The sequence below is a fragment of the Pedobacter sp. genome (genome assembly GCF_037719805.1).
GTDB lineage: Bacteria > Bacteroidota > Bacteroidia > Sphingobacteriales > Sphingobacteriaceae > Pedobacter.
This window is the reverse complement of record NZ_JBBJLZ010000001.1, coordinates 522,860-539,499: the sequence shown is the minus strand read 5'-3', so window position 1 is coordinate 539,499 and position 16,640 is coordinate 522,860. Positions and strand designations below refer to the sequence as shown.

Below are 16,640 nucleotides of genomic sequence, written 5' to 3'. Positions count from 1 at the left end.
TCGTTTAGTTATAATGTAGCATTATGAATTGTCGATAATAATGAAAGGTTTCCTTTTGCATCTCCTAGGAGCTGCCATATCATCACTCCCCCTGCTTTTTGCTCAAGTGCATAGGCAACTTTTCGCTTAATTGTAGGAATTCCGTTATAATAAAAAGTTCCTTTTCCTGCCAATTCCCAACTATCCGTCTTTTCCGAACCGGGATACAGTGAAACAAGATCACCGTAATTCATGCTGTCGGCGATGTCTGTCCCAAAGCCGTAAGCATAAAAAGGTAGTCCAAGCATCAATTTTTCGGTCGGTATAGAACGATTGATTTTCCAGTGTGCAAAATCAGCTTCAGCCTGTTCAAAAGTTGAATGAGGCCCTGCCTGTTCCTTTCTCCAGGGGCCTGTGTGGTCATAAGCCATGACGTTGATAAAATCAAACAATGCTAGCGCCTTATCTGAGTAAGCAGCCGTATTCCAGGTTGCTACTGCAGCGGTCATTAACTTGTTATCTTTTTTTAATGCTGATGAAAGTCCTACAACGAATGCTTCGTAGTTTTCATTCACAAAATCGCCTTCCAGGTCAACATCAATACCATCGAGGTCATATGTCTTAGTCAACTGCAGCAGTCCGCTAATTAATATTTCCTGTTTTGCAGGCTTTAACAATTCCTTTAGATGTTGCGGCGGATTCCCTCCCGCAAAAGCCGCAATAACCTTGACATTATTAGTGTGCGCTTTTTTAACAAGGTCTGTTAATGTGCTAATAGAGGGGAAATTGCCTGCGGCGTCTGGATTAACGAAAGCAACGTTTAAGTGAGTGATTTTACTAAAATCTACGGAAGAAGACTTCGCAATAAGATCGCCATCAGCAAACAGGTAACCGATCACTTTAAAATCGGCTTTGGCGGATTGTGGCTCAGTTGCTTTTGCCGGGTTTTTAGAACAGCCGGCAAGCAAAAGAAAGGCACATAATAACCTGGTAAGAAACTTCGCTGGTTTCATAATCCTTAATTTATTTTATCCCACCACACACGTTTATTCCAGCTATCTACGCCACCTAAGCCAGGTAACACCGTCTGGAAGTTCGCTTTATTCTGCTCTTCTTCGGTATACGGATATTCGAATCTTCTGGGAATGGTAGTAGTTTCACTTGTTTCATCAATACCTGCGCCTGGAGTCAGTGCAGGAAAACCTGTTCTCCTCCAATTGGCGAATGCTTCTGGTCCGTTCAGGAATAGTGTAACCCACAATTGCCTATTGATGAGTTCAATTTCGCGACCTGCAATTAAAGTATTTCCGTTTGTAAAGGTGGTGATCTCTGCTGCTGGGACGGTAGGACCACCTGGGAAAAAGCTAAGTTGCTGAATTCCTGCTTCCATTCCTTTCCGATAATGTTCTGCAGCGGCACCGCCAAATGTGGCTCCAAAACGTACTGTTGCTTCAGCTAATAATAGCTCTACCTCGGAATACGTTAAGTGTAAAAAGGGCGCATTGAACCTTAAGAGATAATTAGCGGGCTGCGCTTTTTGATCGTTATTTCCAACGGCAACAACGCCTTGCACACCCGGTACAGTAATATTAAATCCATTTGCCCAATCGTTCCAGATGTAGTGACCAGGTATTACTCCATTATAACCTACTTGTGCAACAACCTGATCAGTAATATCGAGGCGGGTGAGCGGGTTCCCGCCGGGAGCATCGACATAATATTTCACCATGTACTTAAGTCTTGGATCATTGGTGCTTCTAAGCTGATTCAAGAAGGGAACGGTAAAACGGCCTGGAGTGGCTCCACCATTGAAGAAACTGGATGAAACCGCATTTCCTTTAATGTAACCCTTACCTGCCTCTTCATATAAACTGCGTATATCTTCATGGTTTACCTTACACACATCGCTGTTCTGAGTAAACACCCCTGCAGTAAATGCGGCTTGAGCTTCTGTTTTAGCTTTGTTCAAGTCCACCTTAACCAGACGCATTGCAAGCCTTAAACGCAGTGAATTAGCAAACTTCTTCCAGCTGGTTACATCGCCACTGTAGAACACATCGCCCTTTATAACGTCCTTACCAACCGTCAACTGGCTGGATGCCTCAGTTAGTTCCTTGAAAAAGTCATTGTAGATATCTTGCTGACTGTCGAATTTTGGTTTGATGCCTAGCCCAGCTTCACTATATGGAAGATCTCCATAAAGATCCGTCATCCGTGCGAACACATAAACTTTCATAATCCTGCAAGCAGCATTCAGATTCGTTTTATCCGCCTGGCCTGTCGTTCTCTTAACAGCATCGATCAGGTTTACGATATCCGTTCCATACGAGTCCTCCCAAAGGACGCCCATGATAGTCGGATCGTTATAATAGCCACCTCCCCATCGGTTGCTATAGGAGCCAGCGATATGCTGCACCAACGGCATGGTCATCATAAAACTGGTTCGTTCATTTACATTTAAGTCGCCAGAGAACCTCAGTTGCGAAGTGGTTAGCTGTACGGAAGCGTCCAGGTTTGATGACCGTGTGGGATCTATATTAGTATCTCCAAACTTCTTACATGCGCTGAACATCACCATGGAGGCCAGTGTTAACATGCTTAGTTTATTTATAATTCTTTTCATTATTTCTAATTTAGATGATTAAAATCTAAAATTTAAGTTGAAGCCATAACTGCGTCTTCCAGGCAAGGAACCATATTCAATTCCTTGACCATTACCATTGCTATAGTTAGAATCCGGATCAATGTTAGGAACATGTTTCGAGATGATAAAGGGGTTACGAGCAACTAAAGACACTTGTAAATCCTTTACACCAAATTTCGCTGTGGTAACCGATGGGATTCTATAGCTCAAAGTAAGCTGACGCATCTTCACGTAAGAACCGTCATAAATAAACGGCCTTCCAACAGAGTTCGCAACGTTACCCAATCCACCCCAATACACTGAAGGATCGACGGCTCTGGTGTTTTCTGTATAAATCGGGTTGCCATCTGGATCTGTTCCGGTTTGAACAACTCCTTTGGGAACAAGACCTCTTACCAGACCTGCAGAAGTCCATTGCTCAGGGGTCTGTCCCGCGGCCTGTCTGTCCTCTTCAGATTTGATCCATTCTGCGCGACCTTCAAGCGTTGTTTCCAATGCTCCACTCGAAGTGGCCGCCCAATTGGTTAAGGATAAGAGATCAGCACCAACTTTCACATCCAAAACAGCACCCAGCGTAAAGTTTTTAAAGCTCATGTTGCTGCTCAGTCCACCGGTCCAGTCAAATATACCTTTACCTAGGACCTGGCGGGTAGTACTTACCATTGGTTGAAGATCTGCAGGATTTAAAATGATATTCCCTTTTGAATCTTTCTGATAATCGTATCCCAATATTGACCCATAATCTGCTCCTGGCATCGCTACTACTGAAACGCCCATCCATCTCGCATCAGACAACACAAGAAATGGTGTGCCTTCTGCAAGCGACTCTACTTTATTAATATTTCTGGCAAATGAAACAGTCAGGTCCCAATTGAAGTTCTTAGTTACAATTGGCGTAGCATTTAAAGCAATTTCAACGCCCTTGTTTACAATCACACCCGCATTTTCAATCGTGGTTTTGAAGCCGGATGAAACTGGAGCCGGTAAAATATTCAGTTGGTCTTTAGATCTTGAATTATAGTAACTGATGTCTAATCCAATCCTATTGTTCAAGAACTTTAAATCCGCACCAAACTCGTAAGACTGAGTAGTGGTTGGCTTTAAGCCCTCGAGCTTCGCTTTTATACCGGTCGACAACTGTCCGGTCGATAAACCGTTGAAAGGCAATGAATTGCTTTGATAGTATTGCGCCGTTAAGAAAGGATCGGTATCCGATGCTACCTGAGCTACAGAAGCCCTTATCCTACCAGAGGTCAATATTTTATTACCCATTTTTAAGGCGTCAGAAAAGACGAAACTTCCGTTTACTGAAGGGTAGGTCTTTGCATTATCGCCATAAAGTAGAGTTGAGAATGCATCCTGACGCAACGTTGCATCGAAGTATAAGACGCTTTTATAGGCAGCTGTAACTAAGCCATAGACAGAATTGATACTTCTTCTTCTAGCCAATGGAGAAACCGATTGATTGATATAACTGGTAGGAATCACTACATCCAATACAGACTGGTCTGTAAACTGCATTGCAGTTCCGTCCATCTTGTTTCGTGTGATACTTGAGCCTAAGCGTGCCGACAAGTTCCAGTTTGCGCCAAACTGCTTCTGTGCTGTTAATAGTGCATCGGCCTCAATGGTGTTATATTTACTGTTATTTTGGTCCAGTGTTCCTGTTAACGCTCCTGGCGTTGTACGCGGACTAAACTTCTCATAATCTACAGCCGTTTGATCTGCGGATGCTCTACCTTGCAAGCTCAACCAGCTTAAGATATTATAGTTCAGTTGTAATGAGGCCAGTAACCTATTCTTGGTAGTATTGTTGCTCATCTCGTTAATCACCCAATATGGATTTAAACGATACTGATTTCCATTATTCCAATCCAGATAACTGCCATCAGCGTTTTTATATTCGTTTTTGAAACGGCCTTGATCTACTGTGTTGGCAAGGGTTAGAAAGCTGTTGCCAATGTTTGCAGCATCATCCGCTAGTGATGGACGATTATCCACATCTTCGTTCATATAAAAAGCCCGTGCCTCCAGCGTAACTTTTGGTCCGAACTTAGAACTACCACTAAAGGTGAATGAATTTCTGTTGATCCCACTTTCAGGAATAATGTCTTTATTGGTCAGGTTCGAAGCAGAAAATCTGAAAGAAGAGTTTTCAGTCGAGTTTGCGAATGATAATGTATTGGTAAAGGTGGCCCCTGTTTCAAAGAACCCGTCTATATTATTTCTAACATAAGCATAAGGTACCCTGGCACCAGTTCCGGTTATTACCATTAAATTCGGATCAATCCTTGCACCAAAGCTTTTGTTTAAAGTATTGTAATCTTGAATTTGTAAGGTATTTACCTGTTGCTTAACCCCTTGACCGTACAAAGACTGATAGCCGTCATAACTGGTAAGTTGCTGCTCGATTGAAGAGGTGCTATTGAACTCAATGCCGAGCTCTTTATTCTTTGAACCTTTCTTAGTCGTAATTAAGATTACTCCATTCCCTGCACGTGAACCGTATAATGCAGCGGCAGAGGCTCCTTTTAGAACGCTGATCTTATCTATATCATCTGGATTAATTGCAGAGATCGCGTCGCCCATATCAACACCGGAAGCATATTGTCCACCTCCTGCTCCACCATAATTTGAATTGTCGATTGGTATACCATCAATTACATATAGCGGCTGATTGTTACCGGTAACCGAAGTATTGCCACGAATAATAACTCTGGAGGAACCTGCGGCACCACCGGCACCAGAACTGATCACAAGCCCAGGAACCTTACCTGCTAAGGAGTTAATTACATTAACTTCCCTTGCTCTTTTTAGACCGTCTCCGTCTACTTCGGTAACAGAATATCCTAGTGAGCGTTCCTCGCGCCTGATACCTAAAGCTGTGACAACGGTATTTTCAAGCATCGTAGCTTTTTCAGTCATCACAATAACCAGGTTAGCCTGTTGATTTGCTACGAGAGATTTTCCTTCATACCCGATCATCGAGAAGGTGATGACATCACCTTTATCTGCCGCTATAGTGAAGTCACCCGTAGCGTTGGTGGATACGGATTTCTTTTGGGTACTGTTGGTAACAGTTACACCCGGCAGGGCTGATCCCCTATCATCATTTATCTTTCCCCTTAGAGCGGTTTGAAATCTGACAACATTAGATTTGGTGATTCGGGCAAATGTGGGGCTCCATGATGTGCTAAGCAGCAACACACAAATCGTTTTTGCAGCCAGTCCGTAAAATCTGTAGTAAAGTAAACTTTTCCTCATCGTGTTTTGGTTTAGTTGATTGTTTGAAGGTATAAGGCGTAGTTTAAACGGCTCTAAACCCTTGGTTTATAGCGCATCTCAAATGCCTTTCTCAAACTTAATAAATAAAACGCAACTTTAAAATAAAATTAAAAAGATTTAATCTTTTATGTAAATAAGTAATTAAGTTTGTGTAATTAGGGATATCATTAGCAGTAAAGGTTAATTCTTATTATTAAAAATTAGACGTTTTTACAACCTAATATATATTTTTGCAGCTATATCTAAATTCACTAAAGTGTTTAACACCAATAAGAAGAACTCGAAGTTGTATGCTGACATCATTCAGCAATTATATTACGGCACAGTAATGTCATGTGCGGAGTTGAGCTCGAAGATAGATAAGAGCATTCCATTGGTTACTAAGTCTCTGAATCATTTGATTGAGATGGGATTGGTTGTTGAACAAGGGTACGCTCCCTCCAGCGGGGGGAGACGGCCATTAATGTATGCAGTAAAATCAGACAGGCTTTTTATAGTAACTGTTGCAATGGACCAGCTTTCAACAAGGATAGTTACAGTAGACCTTTTGAACAATTATATTACACCTGTTGAAATTTTTGAACTTAAACTTTTAAACAACGACAGTTCTCTTGGCTCCTTAACGGAGATCATTACCAGTCATATTGAGAAGCATAATCTTGATAAAGAAAAGTTAATTGGTGTAGGCATTGGAATGCCAGGCTTCGTAAACATCAATGAAGGAGTCAATTACACTTATTTAGATGCTGGTGAAGAAAGCCTGACTGGTCATATATCTGATAGCATCGGTTTACCGGTATTTATCGACAACGATAGCAGCCTAATTGCGCTTTCTGAATTAAAGTTCGGAGTCGCTAAGTCTATAAAAGATGTGATGGTGATCAATCTAAGTTGGGGCATTGGTCTTGGGATGATCATAAACGGGCAACTTTTTAGAGGCCATACGGGGTTCGCGGGCGAATTCAGTCACATACCAATTACGGAAGAGGGAGCCTTATGCTCCTGCGGCAAACAAGGTTGTCTGGAAGCGGAAGCATCGTTGCTTGCGGTAGCAGAAAAGGCTTTAGAAGGAATAAAAAATGGCCGGATCTCCAGCTTTCAAGGCTTTGATGATAAGTCAAAAGTGGACGCAGGCGACGCTTTGATGGATGTGGCTAACAAAGGTGACCAATTCGCAGTAGAACTACTTTCAGAAGCCGGATACAAAATTGGCCGTGCACTTTCCATCCTTATTCACATCATGAATCCCAGGGCTATTGTGATAAGTGGCAGAGGAGTTAAAGTAGGAAGACTTCTTCTTGCTCCAATCCAACAAGCGTTGAACAAATACTGCATCCCCAGGCTTTCTAGTGAAACAGAGATTATGATTTCTGAAATCGGTTTTGATGCAGAGCTGATTGGTGCCGCCATTCTTGTTATGGAAAATTTCCATAAGGAGGAGCATCAACCAGCTTCCGTTCATTAAAGAATAAAGTGTCACACTGCAAACAGGCTATTTTGCGTCAGGATACCAGTTCTTAAGCCTGACTTCGATAGTTTTATCGCCAGTATTTATTAAGCTCTTGAATTTGTCTACATCTTGTCCGCGGTAGTGGTATGGATACACAACTTTAGGTTTGAAAGCCAAAACACCCTGTGCCGCAGAGTTCACGTCCATAGTATATGGTAAGTTCATGCAAACGAATGCAATATCAATGTTTGTTAAAGCACGCATTTCCGGGGTGTCCGCAGTATCTCCGGAGATATAAATTGTTTTACCGCCAATTACCAAAATATAGCCGTTGCCTCTTCCTTTGGTATGGTTCTTTGCATTCGGAGCTTCGGGTAGATTATACATTGGGACCGCTGTTACAGACATGCCCGACTGCATGCTCTTATCTCCATTTTTCAAGATCACCAATTTCTGCTTATCCATAGTTGCTGGCAGCAGATCAGCTACTGCCTGTGGTAGGATAATTACAGCCTTGCTGGTATTAACAGCTTCCAGCGTTTTCGGATCAAAATGATCACCATGGATATCGGTTATCAAAATGATATCGGGTGCAACCAGACCTTTGAAAGCTTCGGCTCCGCCTGTAGGATCCACATAGATATTCTTTTTTTGATAAGTGAGGACTAAAGTTGCATGTGTGATTGGCTGAATGGTAAGTTCCCCACCTTTAACCTTTTCTTTATCAGCAGTAACCATTTGTGCCTGGCTTGCTGACATACCTATCGATAATAATAATAAAAAAGCGAGTTTCAGTTTCATGATAGTTTATTTAATACTAAATGTATATTTATATACCATCCTATGCAATGAATGTTTGCTGCGGTGATTAATAATACGAGATAAGAGTTTTTTTACAACTTAATATGACCAGATTAACAGTACAGCCTTTTCTAACATTTTTACTACTTGTTACAGTCCTTACAAGCTTTGGACCTGCATATTCACAGTCGGGTAACAGCAGTAAAGAAGTCTGGATGTTAACTTATTTCCGCCAGCGCTATCCGACAAGAATAGAGATAAACGCAAAAGGAGAGACGATAGAGGTTCCTCTTCCAGACCCAATGCTGATTGCAAAACTGCATATAGCACTGTCTACAGACGGTAGGCACTGGACTCCTTTGAACAATAATAAACCTGTCTGGGATCAATTTGTTCGCGATCAATTCATTCATCGGGGACCAGACGGATTGTGGCGCTTGATTGCAACAGGAGGAAGCGGTGATGCTGAAGCGGGCAGAAAACACGGACCTAGCTGCACCTTTGCAACGTCAAAAGATCTGATTCATTGGCAGTTTGAACAATCGCTTTATTTAATGAAGGATGTGAGAAATGAAACTGGCGCACTGGTGAATAACATCTGGGCACCAGAATTTTATTATGATGAGACTGCAAAAGAATACACGCTCTTTTGGTCTTCTACATTTGAAGATACAGGCTGGAAGAAAAGTCGGCTTTGGTATTCTAAAACCAAAGATTGGAAAACCTTTACCACGGCAAAAGTTCTCTTCAGTCCACCCTACTCCGTAATTGATGGTACGCTGATAAAGAATGGCAAAACATTTTACTTATTTCATAAGGAAGAAGAATTTGGCGTAAAAACAGGAGAACGCAGAGGGATCAGGGTAGCCACTTCAAATAAGATTGATGGTCCCTATCAAAATTACAGTGGCCCATTGAACAAGGGCCAGATTGCGCCAACCATAACGGAAGGCCCAAGCGTAATGAGAGACCCTTTATCAAAAGGATGGCTTTTACTATATGATTATCCAATGGCCGATAAGTATGGGATCTCCATATCAAAAAACCTGATAAATTGGGAAATAGAAAAGAACATCTCTATCCCTCCCGACGCCCGCCATGGAAGCGTTTCTAAACTCACAGCTGCGGAGGCGGAAGCCTTAAGGAAAGCTTTCCCTGGTTCGAATTAGATAAATTCTTTTAGCTGTGATCAAGACAATGAAACTAATTTTAAAATAAACGTAACGGCTAGCAGGGAATTATGCTGTCTTTTTTTACTTTTAGACAGATTAGCCGGAAAATACAGAACAGGAATTTGGATTGAATTTTGTTGCTCCGGCAAAGAGCTTAGTTTAACTTAATAAAGAAAATGATTGAAATAAATAACTTTGAAGAGTACGAGTCGCATTTAGGAAAAGAAATTGGTGTTTCGCAATGGCATACGATTGACCAGAATCAAATTAATCAATTTGCTGATGCAACTCTGGACCATCAATGGATCCATGTCGACAAAGAAAAGGCAGAACGTGAAGGACCATTTAAAGCCACCATTGCTCACGGTTATTTAACATTATCATTAATTCCTTATTTGTGGAAACAGATTGCAGACGTCCGTAATATCAAAATGGAAATTAATTACGGGATTGAGAATTTTAAGTTTGGTCAGCCCGTTTTAGTAGACAGTGAAGTGCAGTTGAAGGCCAAGCTTAAATCAATAGCTAACCTGCGAGGCACGACTAAAGTTGTCATTGAGGCGACACTAAATATCAAAGATCAAAAGAAACCAGCTTATACAGGCGACGTAGTGTTTTTGTATCATTTTATTTAAGTACGGCATCTGGAATTACCTTGACGGCTCTGGTTCTTGTATCAGGTTACTTTTTTGCCTGAGCCATAATCTCTTTGGTTATGGCCCTTACTTCTTTCACTAGCAAGGGAAAGGCAGGCTCAGCCATACCACCATGATCGAAACCTTGCAACTCAAACAGCCTGCTTCGTTTATGGCCTGTTAACTTGAGCATCCTCAACAGATAGGCGTTCTCTTCATAGCGGCCTAGCATTTCCATCTCCCTGTCGCCAGTAATCAACAGTGTACGCGGAGCGTCTTCTCGTACAAAGTAGAGCGGCGCATAGTCATCAATCAAAGGCTGGGTATCTTTGATTCCGCGTTCATTCCTAATAGTAAAATGAGTGATTGCTTGCCCGCTAAACGGAATTAGTCCAGCAATCTTATTGGCATCGATTTGATATTTACTTAGGTACTTTTTATCAAAAGCTAACATCATGCCCAGATATCCGCCTGCTGAATGCCCCGATACGAATAACAGATCGGAACTTCCGCCATACTCAGCAACATGTTTAAAGGCCCAGGCAACCGCAGCAGCAGCATCATTGATATAAGCTGGTGCCTTCGCTTTTGGAGACAATCTGTAACCAACTCCAATAACGGCAAATCCTTTATCCATTAGTGCTTTTGGAATTTCCTTTCCACCACCGGTAAGACCTCCCCCATGGAACCAGACTATTGTTGCATAGTTCTTTAGTCCTTTGGGATAGTAAAAATTTAAAACGCATTGTGATTTTATATAACTATCCTTAGCGCTAACAGAATCTGGGTAGTAACTAATATTATTAACCGTAGTGTATTCCTGTTGTCCGAATGAAGGAGCCGCAGCAGCGACTAAAAGAATAAATAGAATTTGCCGAGCAAGGCTGGCTAAATTTAACTGGTGCTTGAACATACTGCTAATATAATAAATAGAACAATTAATAGCTATATCTGTTCATAATCTGAATTTACTACATAGAAAACATATGGCTAACCAAGACGAGGAGCTGTTCGACGAACAGTCAAATGAAGAAACAAGTAACACAGAATTAAAAGGTTCAAATACTATCAAAGATCCAGATGAATGGACAACTGGAGATGAGCCAATGACGGGTGCGCAACATTCCTATTTGAAGACATTGTCTGATGAAGCGAAGGAGGAGTTTGATGAAACATTAAATAAGTCGGAAGCTTCAAAACGAATAGATGAGCTACAGCATAAGACTGGCCGTGGACTATAAAACTAGTTTATAAGTTAAACTAGCTTGATTTCTCTGCGATCTCCTTTAATGCTAAGTCCAATTCACTAGTCAATTGCTTTAACAAGGGAACCATTTCGTTTATAGAGGTTAAGTCGCCTTCACTTATAGACATAAGTGAAATGACACCCAACATTTTAACTAAAGGATTCTTAACTTTATTGGACTGTATCCAAGCAATTTGACTTAGTCTCTCATTTTGCCTTTCCAGAATATCCAGCGTTTTTTTCTGTTCCGATATATCTTGCATTGAACCTATTCCACGGACAGGTATTCCCTCCTTATTAAAGGTAATAAATGCCCTATCCAGTACAAAACGATATGAGCCATCCGCGCATTGGAAACGATACTCTATTTTTAAACGGTTCTTTTTGTTTTTTCTTAGCGAATCGTAATTGGTCAGCACCACATCTAAATCCTCCGGATGAACATGCTTTTGCCACCATTTATCTGTGTACGACGCCTGTGGATAACCAAATATGCTTTTAATGCCCTGATTCCAGACGATTTCACCAGTTAGCATATTCCAATCCCAAATTGCATCACTTGTGGCTTTTGACACTACATTGTACCGGTTAACACTTTCCTTCAATGCCTCTGCGCTTTCTATTTCAATTGTGCGGTCGATCGCCATTACCAGGCGTGCATCTTTATCTCCAAAGCTCAAAGAATTACCTTCTACACAAACTGTGATGACCTCTCCGTTCTTTTTTTGATGCTTAACAGTACTTTTACTAAACCGACCTGCTTTTAGCTTATTAGAAATTGCGGTTAAAATTGGTATATCGACTTCCCTTCGGATATCTTTAATCGTCATACTTAAGAACTCTGCTCTACTATAACCGTAGTGGATAATTGCAGCTTCATTTACATCTAAGAACTTAAAAGTGCCTAATTCGTATACCCACTGCGGTAGGGGGCTCCTATTAAACAGGTCATTATATTTCCTTCGTTCAGCCTGCAATTGTTCGACTGCGAGTTTACGCTCTGTGATATCTTTAAAATAAACTGAAAGTCCGCTTCCTGATGGGAAAACAGAAACATCTAACCACGTTTTATTTGGTATAAGAATTTCTTCGAATGTTACTGTCGTGTGAGTGTCCCTTGCTGTACGAAACTCTGTTGCAAACCTTTGTGGTAAAACATCTGCTAAGACTTCCCAAAAGTTCTCCCCTAAAACGGCAGTCTCCGGCATTGATAGTATCCGCTCTGCCTCCTTATTATAATACGTTACTACAGAGTTAAGATCTAACTCAAGATATGCATCGGTAAAGCTTTTTAATATTTCGGCTTTCCTTTGCTGGTAATTAACCTGTTGCTGCTCGAACTTTGGAGTTCCCACATTGTCGGAGGTATTTTGGTCCTTTTCAGGCTCAGTCATATTCTATATATAATTGTTTAATATACAGAAAATAAATGTCGTATGGATTTTACAACCGCATATGCTTTTTAATTATCGCTAAACGGGCGGGAAGACTGGAATAAACTTCATTGATTTACTTTGAGCGGCTTAGGTATCCAACTAAATCCACTACCTCGGCATTTGTCAAGGCTTCAAACAATCCATTTGGCATCATCGAAACAGGCATTACTTCCCGCGATTGTATATTCGATTTATTTATGACGACTGCTTCCTGTCCGACTATACGCATAGTAACCTGACGGTCATTCTCAGCAATGATATTGCCAGAATAGGTACGTCCATCCCGGGAAGTAATCACCACAAGTTTATAGTCATCTTGTATTTCACCACTCGGTTCTAAAACATTAAACAGCAGGTAATTGATTTTGGATCGATTAGAACCTGTGAGATCAGGACCAATTATGCCACCCTCGCCATACATCTTATGGCAGCTACCACATGTTCGATTGAAGAGAAGCTGACCTTTATTTAGGTTAGCATTATTGAGATTCTTAGGACTAAGTAATTCAGAATACTTTTTATAGGCCAGTTCATTGGAAGGTAACTGATCAATTGGCCCCCAGATCTCTACAAACCCACTGCCTACCACTCTTCTTAATTGTCGGGCGACACTTGCGGGAACGTCACGTTTTTCTATCGTCTTATTTTTGATGGCTTGTGCAAGCAGCCAACCTGATTTTGATCTGGATGCAAGCGTTTCAATGGCTGCGGCTTTGTCTTTCTCTGAAAATTTGGGGTACTTGTTTAGCAACACCTGCGACACTTTCTCGTCGTCGAAATTAGCGATAGCCCTGATCACGTGAGTCCGCAACGAATTATCATCCAGCAAAGCCGGCAAATCAGTCAACAGCTCGCTCCTTTGTTGTGAGGATAAGGCCACCAGTGCTTTTTGCCTTTCATTTGTATTTGCAGCCTTATTGCGAAGGGTAGTAAAATAATGGCTGGCTGCTTCTGTGTCGCCAAAATACTGTGCAATTTCCAGGGACAAAACCTTATTTCTATCACCCTGCTTTTGAAGTTTCAAATAGGTAGTTCTCCAATCCGCCGGTGTTTTCAGATCTGTTCTTCCTTCTAAGCCATCCCGCATTCCTGCCAACATTGCCGTGTCGACTATGTTTTGATTGCCAAGCCAGGTTACCAATGCATTTGTGGCTTCAGCATCAACAGCACGCCGGGCAGTAAACTTCTTTATCATGCTTAACTTTCCACGGGACGCTACTTCAAGCGCACGTCTAGCATCTTTAGCAACCAGAGGCTCAATTCCAAACCATAGCATTTTAGGAAGGTTGTGATCATGTTCATCTTCGCCATGTTTTATCAAGTTTTCAGCAAGATTCCAGCGTCTATCTAAAGTAATGCGCTGCAAAGCGACGCTAAGGTACAAGCGAACCACTGCAGAGGTTTCATCTTTTGCCATCTGCTCAAATTTGGTAATTACAGCATCGTCTGCGGGAGTATCTTGTCCCAAAAACTGAATAGCCCAGCCGCGTACATACTCGTTTTTATCGTTTAAGGAGTTAACAAGCTGACTATTTGTTATGCCATTGCAGACATAAAGGCCCCACATCGCCCGTAACCGAAAAGCAGGGACTGCGTTTGTATTAAATATTAAACGTAATGCATTTAAGGTTCCCTTTTTGAGCTTACCCTTTGCAGCTCGATTTTGAAGGATAAGACGCGCCCGTCTGGAATGCCAGTCGCTCTTACTTGTTTGCATTTTTACTAGTTCCTTGTCAGCCAATTTATTGAGGTCTACATACCTATTTTTGAAGTTCTCGGCATGTGTAACTTTAGGAGAAATACGAAAAATACGTCCTGTTTCTTTATGTAAAACAGTACCGCCGCAAATATCCGCATCATGCCAATCCAACACGTAAAGGTCACCGTCTGGGCCTACGGTAGTGCTGAAGCCTACCCATTGCGCATTATTAGCAGACATGAGGTCATCACCATGCATGCCAGTAAACCCCGAGCCTTTAGGTTTTAAGATATCGGTTAAAATGGCGTGTTCATGAATATTAGCCATAAAGATCCTTCCTTTCTGTTCCTGTGGAAAGGCATCAGACTGATAGATGCTGGCACCTCCGTGTGCAGAACGATGACTATGATCTGCAATCGTTCTGATATCTGTGTAGGTATATGGATTAAAATGCTGTCCGCCTTGCCGATGGTAAATACCTCCCGGGATCACATACCATAGATGTGGGATAACACAAGCAGTAATGAAAATCTGACCATTGGCATCAAAATCTATCCCCCATGGGTTGCTGAAACCATGTGCAACTACCTCAAACTTGTCCTTAATAGGATGGTAGCGCCAAACGCCTCCGTTGATATCCACTCCCTCTCCTTTTAAGATCTCGTCATCAGGGAAAGGCTCTTTGTGACTATATAATTTCCCTTTTCCAACAGGCTCACGGATTCGGGAGGGCGTTGCAAATCCCTGGCAACCATAAAGCCATCCGTCCGGACCCCAATGAAAACTGTTCATGGTTTCATGTCTATCACGGATTCCCCAACCGGTCAACCGCACTTCGATCTTTTCTTTATCCGCTTTATCATCATTGTTGCGATCCGGTATGAAGAGGAGATTCGGCGGCGCTCCTACAAAAACCCCATCGAAGCCTACTGCCATTGCCGCAGGAAACGGAATGCCTTCTGCAAAAACCTTTTTAGTATCCGCTTTACCGTCGTGGTTAGTATCTTCAAGTATGAGTATCCTACTATTTCCATCGTTCGAAAAACCTGAAGAGCGAGATTCATAATCCCTATTTTCTGCAACCCAGAGCCTTCCTTTATCATCCCAGCAAAACGCCATGGGCTGAGTGATCATCGGTTCGGCGGCATACACATTAGCCATAAACCCTTCTTTCAAAGTCATCGCTTTCACCGCTTCCTCCGGTGATAAGAACTTAGCATCCATTCCTTCTTGTTTGGCCAGTGCCCAAAGATCTACTGAGGCCCAGGATGGATCTTTACCTGCAAATTTAGCCCAGGTATTATTGATTTTGATATCATTGAAATCACCGGTATAAACTACCAACTGATGTTTAATGGTTTCTGTCTCTCCCTTTTTTAGCATCCAGTCAGCATCCCGGGAACGCACGGGACCAACACCAAACTGTTCGTCAACACGCCATTTTTGGGGATAGCCCTTGTTGTCGGGATGATCTAATATAGTGATGTGAGCCATATCACTTCTTCCCTTCACCTGCATTCCTACATCTACCCAGGTAGAGGGTTGTCCTTCTGCTTTTTGATCACGCTGTCTGGAAGCGTTAATCACCTCTCCCTTTATGCCTGGTTTCCAAGGCATTCGCAAAAAAAGGCCACCATAAGGGTATTTAGCAACAGTGATGTCCGCTTTTGCCTCTCCTTTCCATTCAAAATTAAGTAGATACCGGTCATTATCCAGTGTAGCACTCCAGTTTTGAGTTTCCGTCATGATCACACTGCCCTTATCATCCAGAAGGTTATATACAGTCTGCCATTTTACTACAATCCCCGATTTCTCCGTGACACGTGCAGCTACACGCTGCCAATAGTCTTTCCCGGGATTAGCAAAATAATTTCGACCATTTACACTTGTTAGTCCCCAGTACAGTCCTGTTTGGTGTTTATGGTGCTCAGGGCTAAATTCGGTTAATATACCTCCACCATCTGGAGCAGTAATGGGATGAATATAAGGCCTGAAATTTTCTGCGACATTCTGTATTAATACTGTGTCTTTGGTATCTGAACGTAAAACAAGGATTGTTCCGGTAGTTGCTTCCTGAATCGCATTAAGTTCTACCGGTTGCTTCCTTGCACTTTGAAAAAAGAACTTAGGATTAAACAAGAACATCGAGAAAAAAGAGATAACTAATAGAAGATACTTAAACATGACGCCCGCGATTAGGTTTATATTTGGTATCTAAATATAGTATTTTCAAGCTATATAACAAGCATGAAAGGAAATTTGTATATACAAGTTGAAAGGCTCGGGCCGCCTC

Annotated in this window: 11 protein-coding genes; 4 read left to right on the top strand and 7 right to left on the bottom strand. The window is 41.9% G+C overall.

The features are described from left to right. Nucleotides 1-8 precede the first annotated feature (8 nt). From WKF66_RS02465 to WKF66_RS02455, 3 genes are read right to left on the bottom strand one after another with little or no spacing between them, the layout of a single operon-like run. Complete coding sequence (locus WKF66_RS02465) at nucleotides 9-992, bottom strand: glycosyl hydrolase family 18 protein (RefSeq protein WP_489672818.1); 984 nt, start codon at nucleotides 990-992, stop codon at nucleotides 9-11. 5 nt (nucleotides 993-997) lie between these two features. Further along, nucleotides 998-2,602: a SusD/RagB family nutrient-binding outer membrane lipoprotein gene (locus WKF66_RS02460; RefSeq protein ID WP_489672817.1), complete on the bottom strand. Its 1,605-nt coding sequence runs from the start codon at nucleotides 2,600-2,602 to the stop codon at nucleotides 998-1,000. 18 nt (nucleotides 2,603-2,620) lie between these two features. After that, nucleotides 2,621-5,887 carry a SusC/RagA family TonB-linked outer membrane protein gene (locus WKF66_RS02455; RefSeq protein WP_489672816.1) on the bottom strand — a complete coding sequence of 1,089 codons (3,267 nt, stop codon included), beginning with the start codon at nucleotides 5,885-5,887 and terminating at the stop codon, nucleotides 2,621-2,623. 277 nt (nucleotides 5,888-6,164) lie between these two features. Here WKF66_RS02455 and WKF66_RS02450 point away from each other — a divergent pair, with 277 nt between their 5' ends. Next, nucleotides 6,165-7,373 carry an ROK family transcriptional regulator gene (locus tag WKF66_RS02450; RefSeq protein WP_489672815.1) on the top strand — a complete coding sequence of 403 codons (1,209 nt, stop codon included), beginning with the start codon at nucleotides 6,165-6,167 and terminating at the stop codon, nucleotides 7,371-7,373. Between the two features lie 27 nt (nucleotides 7,374-7,400). Here the strand turns inward: WKF66_RS02450 and WKF66_RS02445 are convergent, their stop codons facing one another. Continuing rightward, on the bottom strand, nucleotides 7,401-8,159 hold the full coding sequence (locus WKF66_RS02445) for an MBL fold metallo-hydrolase (protein ID WP_489672814.1): 759 nt from the start codon (nucleotides 8,157-8,159) through the stop codon (nucleotides 7,401-7,403). Between the two features lie 104 nt (nucleotides 8,160-8,263). On the opposite strand from WKF66_RS02445, the gene WKF66_RS02440 reads away from it, so the two are divergent. Then, entirely contained in the window at nucleotides 8,264-9,328 is a 1,065-nt protein-coding gene (locus WKF66_RS02440) for a glycoside hydrolase family 43 protein (RefSeq protein ID WP_489672813.1), read from the top strand. 179 nt (nucleotides 9,329-9,507) lie between these two features. Continuing rightward, entirely contained in the window at nucleotides 9,508-9,966 is a 459-nt protein-coding gene (locus tag WKF66_RS02435) for a MaoC family dehydratase (protein WP_489672812.1), read from the top strand. A 46-nt stretch (nucleotides 9,967-10,012) separates the two neighbouring features. Here WKF66_RS02435 and WKF66_RS02430 read toward each other — a convergent pair whose 3' ends face one another. Beyond that, a complete protein-coding gene (locus WKF66_RS02430) occupies nucleotides 10,013-10,879 on the bottom strand; it encodes an alpha/beta hydrolase (RefSeq protein WP_489672811.1) in 867 nt (288 codons plus the stop codon). Between the two features lie 73 nt (nucleotides 10,880-10,952). Between WKF66_RS02430 and WKF66_RS02425 the strand changes: the two genes are divergently transcribed. Continuing rightward, a complete protein-coding gene (locus tag WKF66_RS02425) occupies nucleotides 10,953-11,207 on the top strand; it encodes a DUF3072 domain-containing protein (protein WP_489672810.1) in 255 nt (84 codons plus the stop codon). Nucleotides 11,208-11,226: 19 nt separating this feature from the next. Here the strand turns inward: WKF66_RS02425 and WKF66_RS02420 are convergent, their stop codons facing one another. Both WKF66_RS02420 and WKF66_RS02415 read right to left on the bottom strand, forming a co-directional pair. Further along, nucleotides 11,227-12,606, bottom strand: a complete 1,380-nt coding sequence (locus WKF66_RS02420; RefSeq protein ID WP_489672809.1) for a PAS domain-containing protein — start codon at nucleotides 12,604-12,606, stop codon at nucleotides 11,227-11,229. Between the two features lie 115 nt (nucleotides 12,607-12,721). Continuing rightward, nucleotides 12,722-16,531 carry a PVC-type heme-binding CxxCH protein gene (locus WKF66_RS02415; protein WP_489672808.1) on the bottom strand — a complete coding sequence of 1,270 codons (3,810 nt, stop codon included), beginning with the start codon at nucleotides 16,529-16,531 and terminating at the stop codon, nucleotides 12,722-12,724. Between the last annotated feature and the right edge of the window lie 109 nt (nucleotides 16,532-16,640).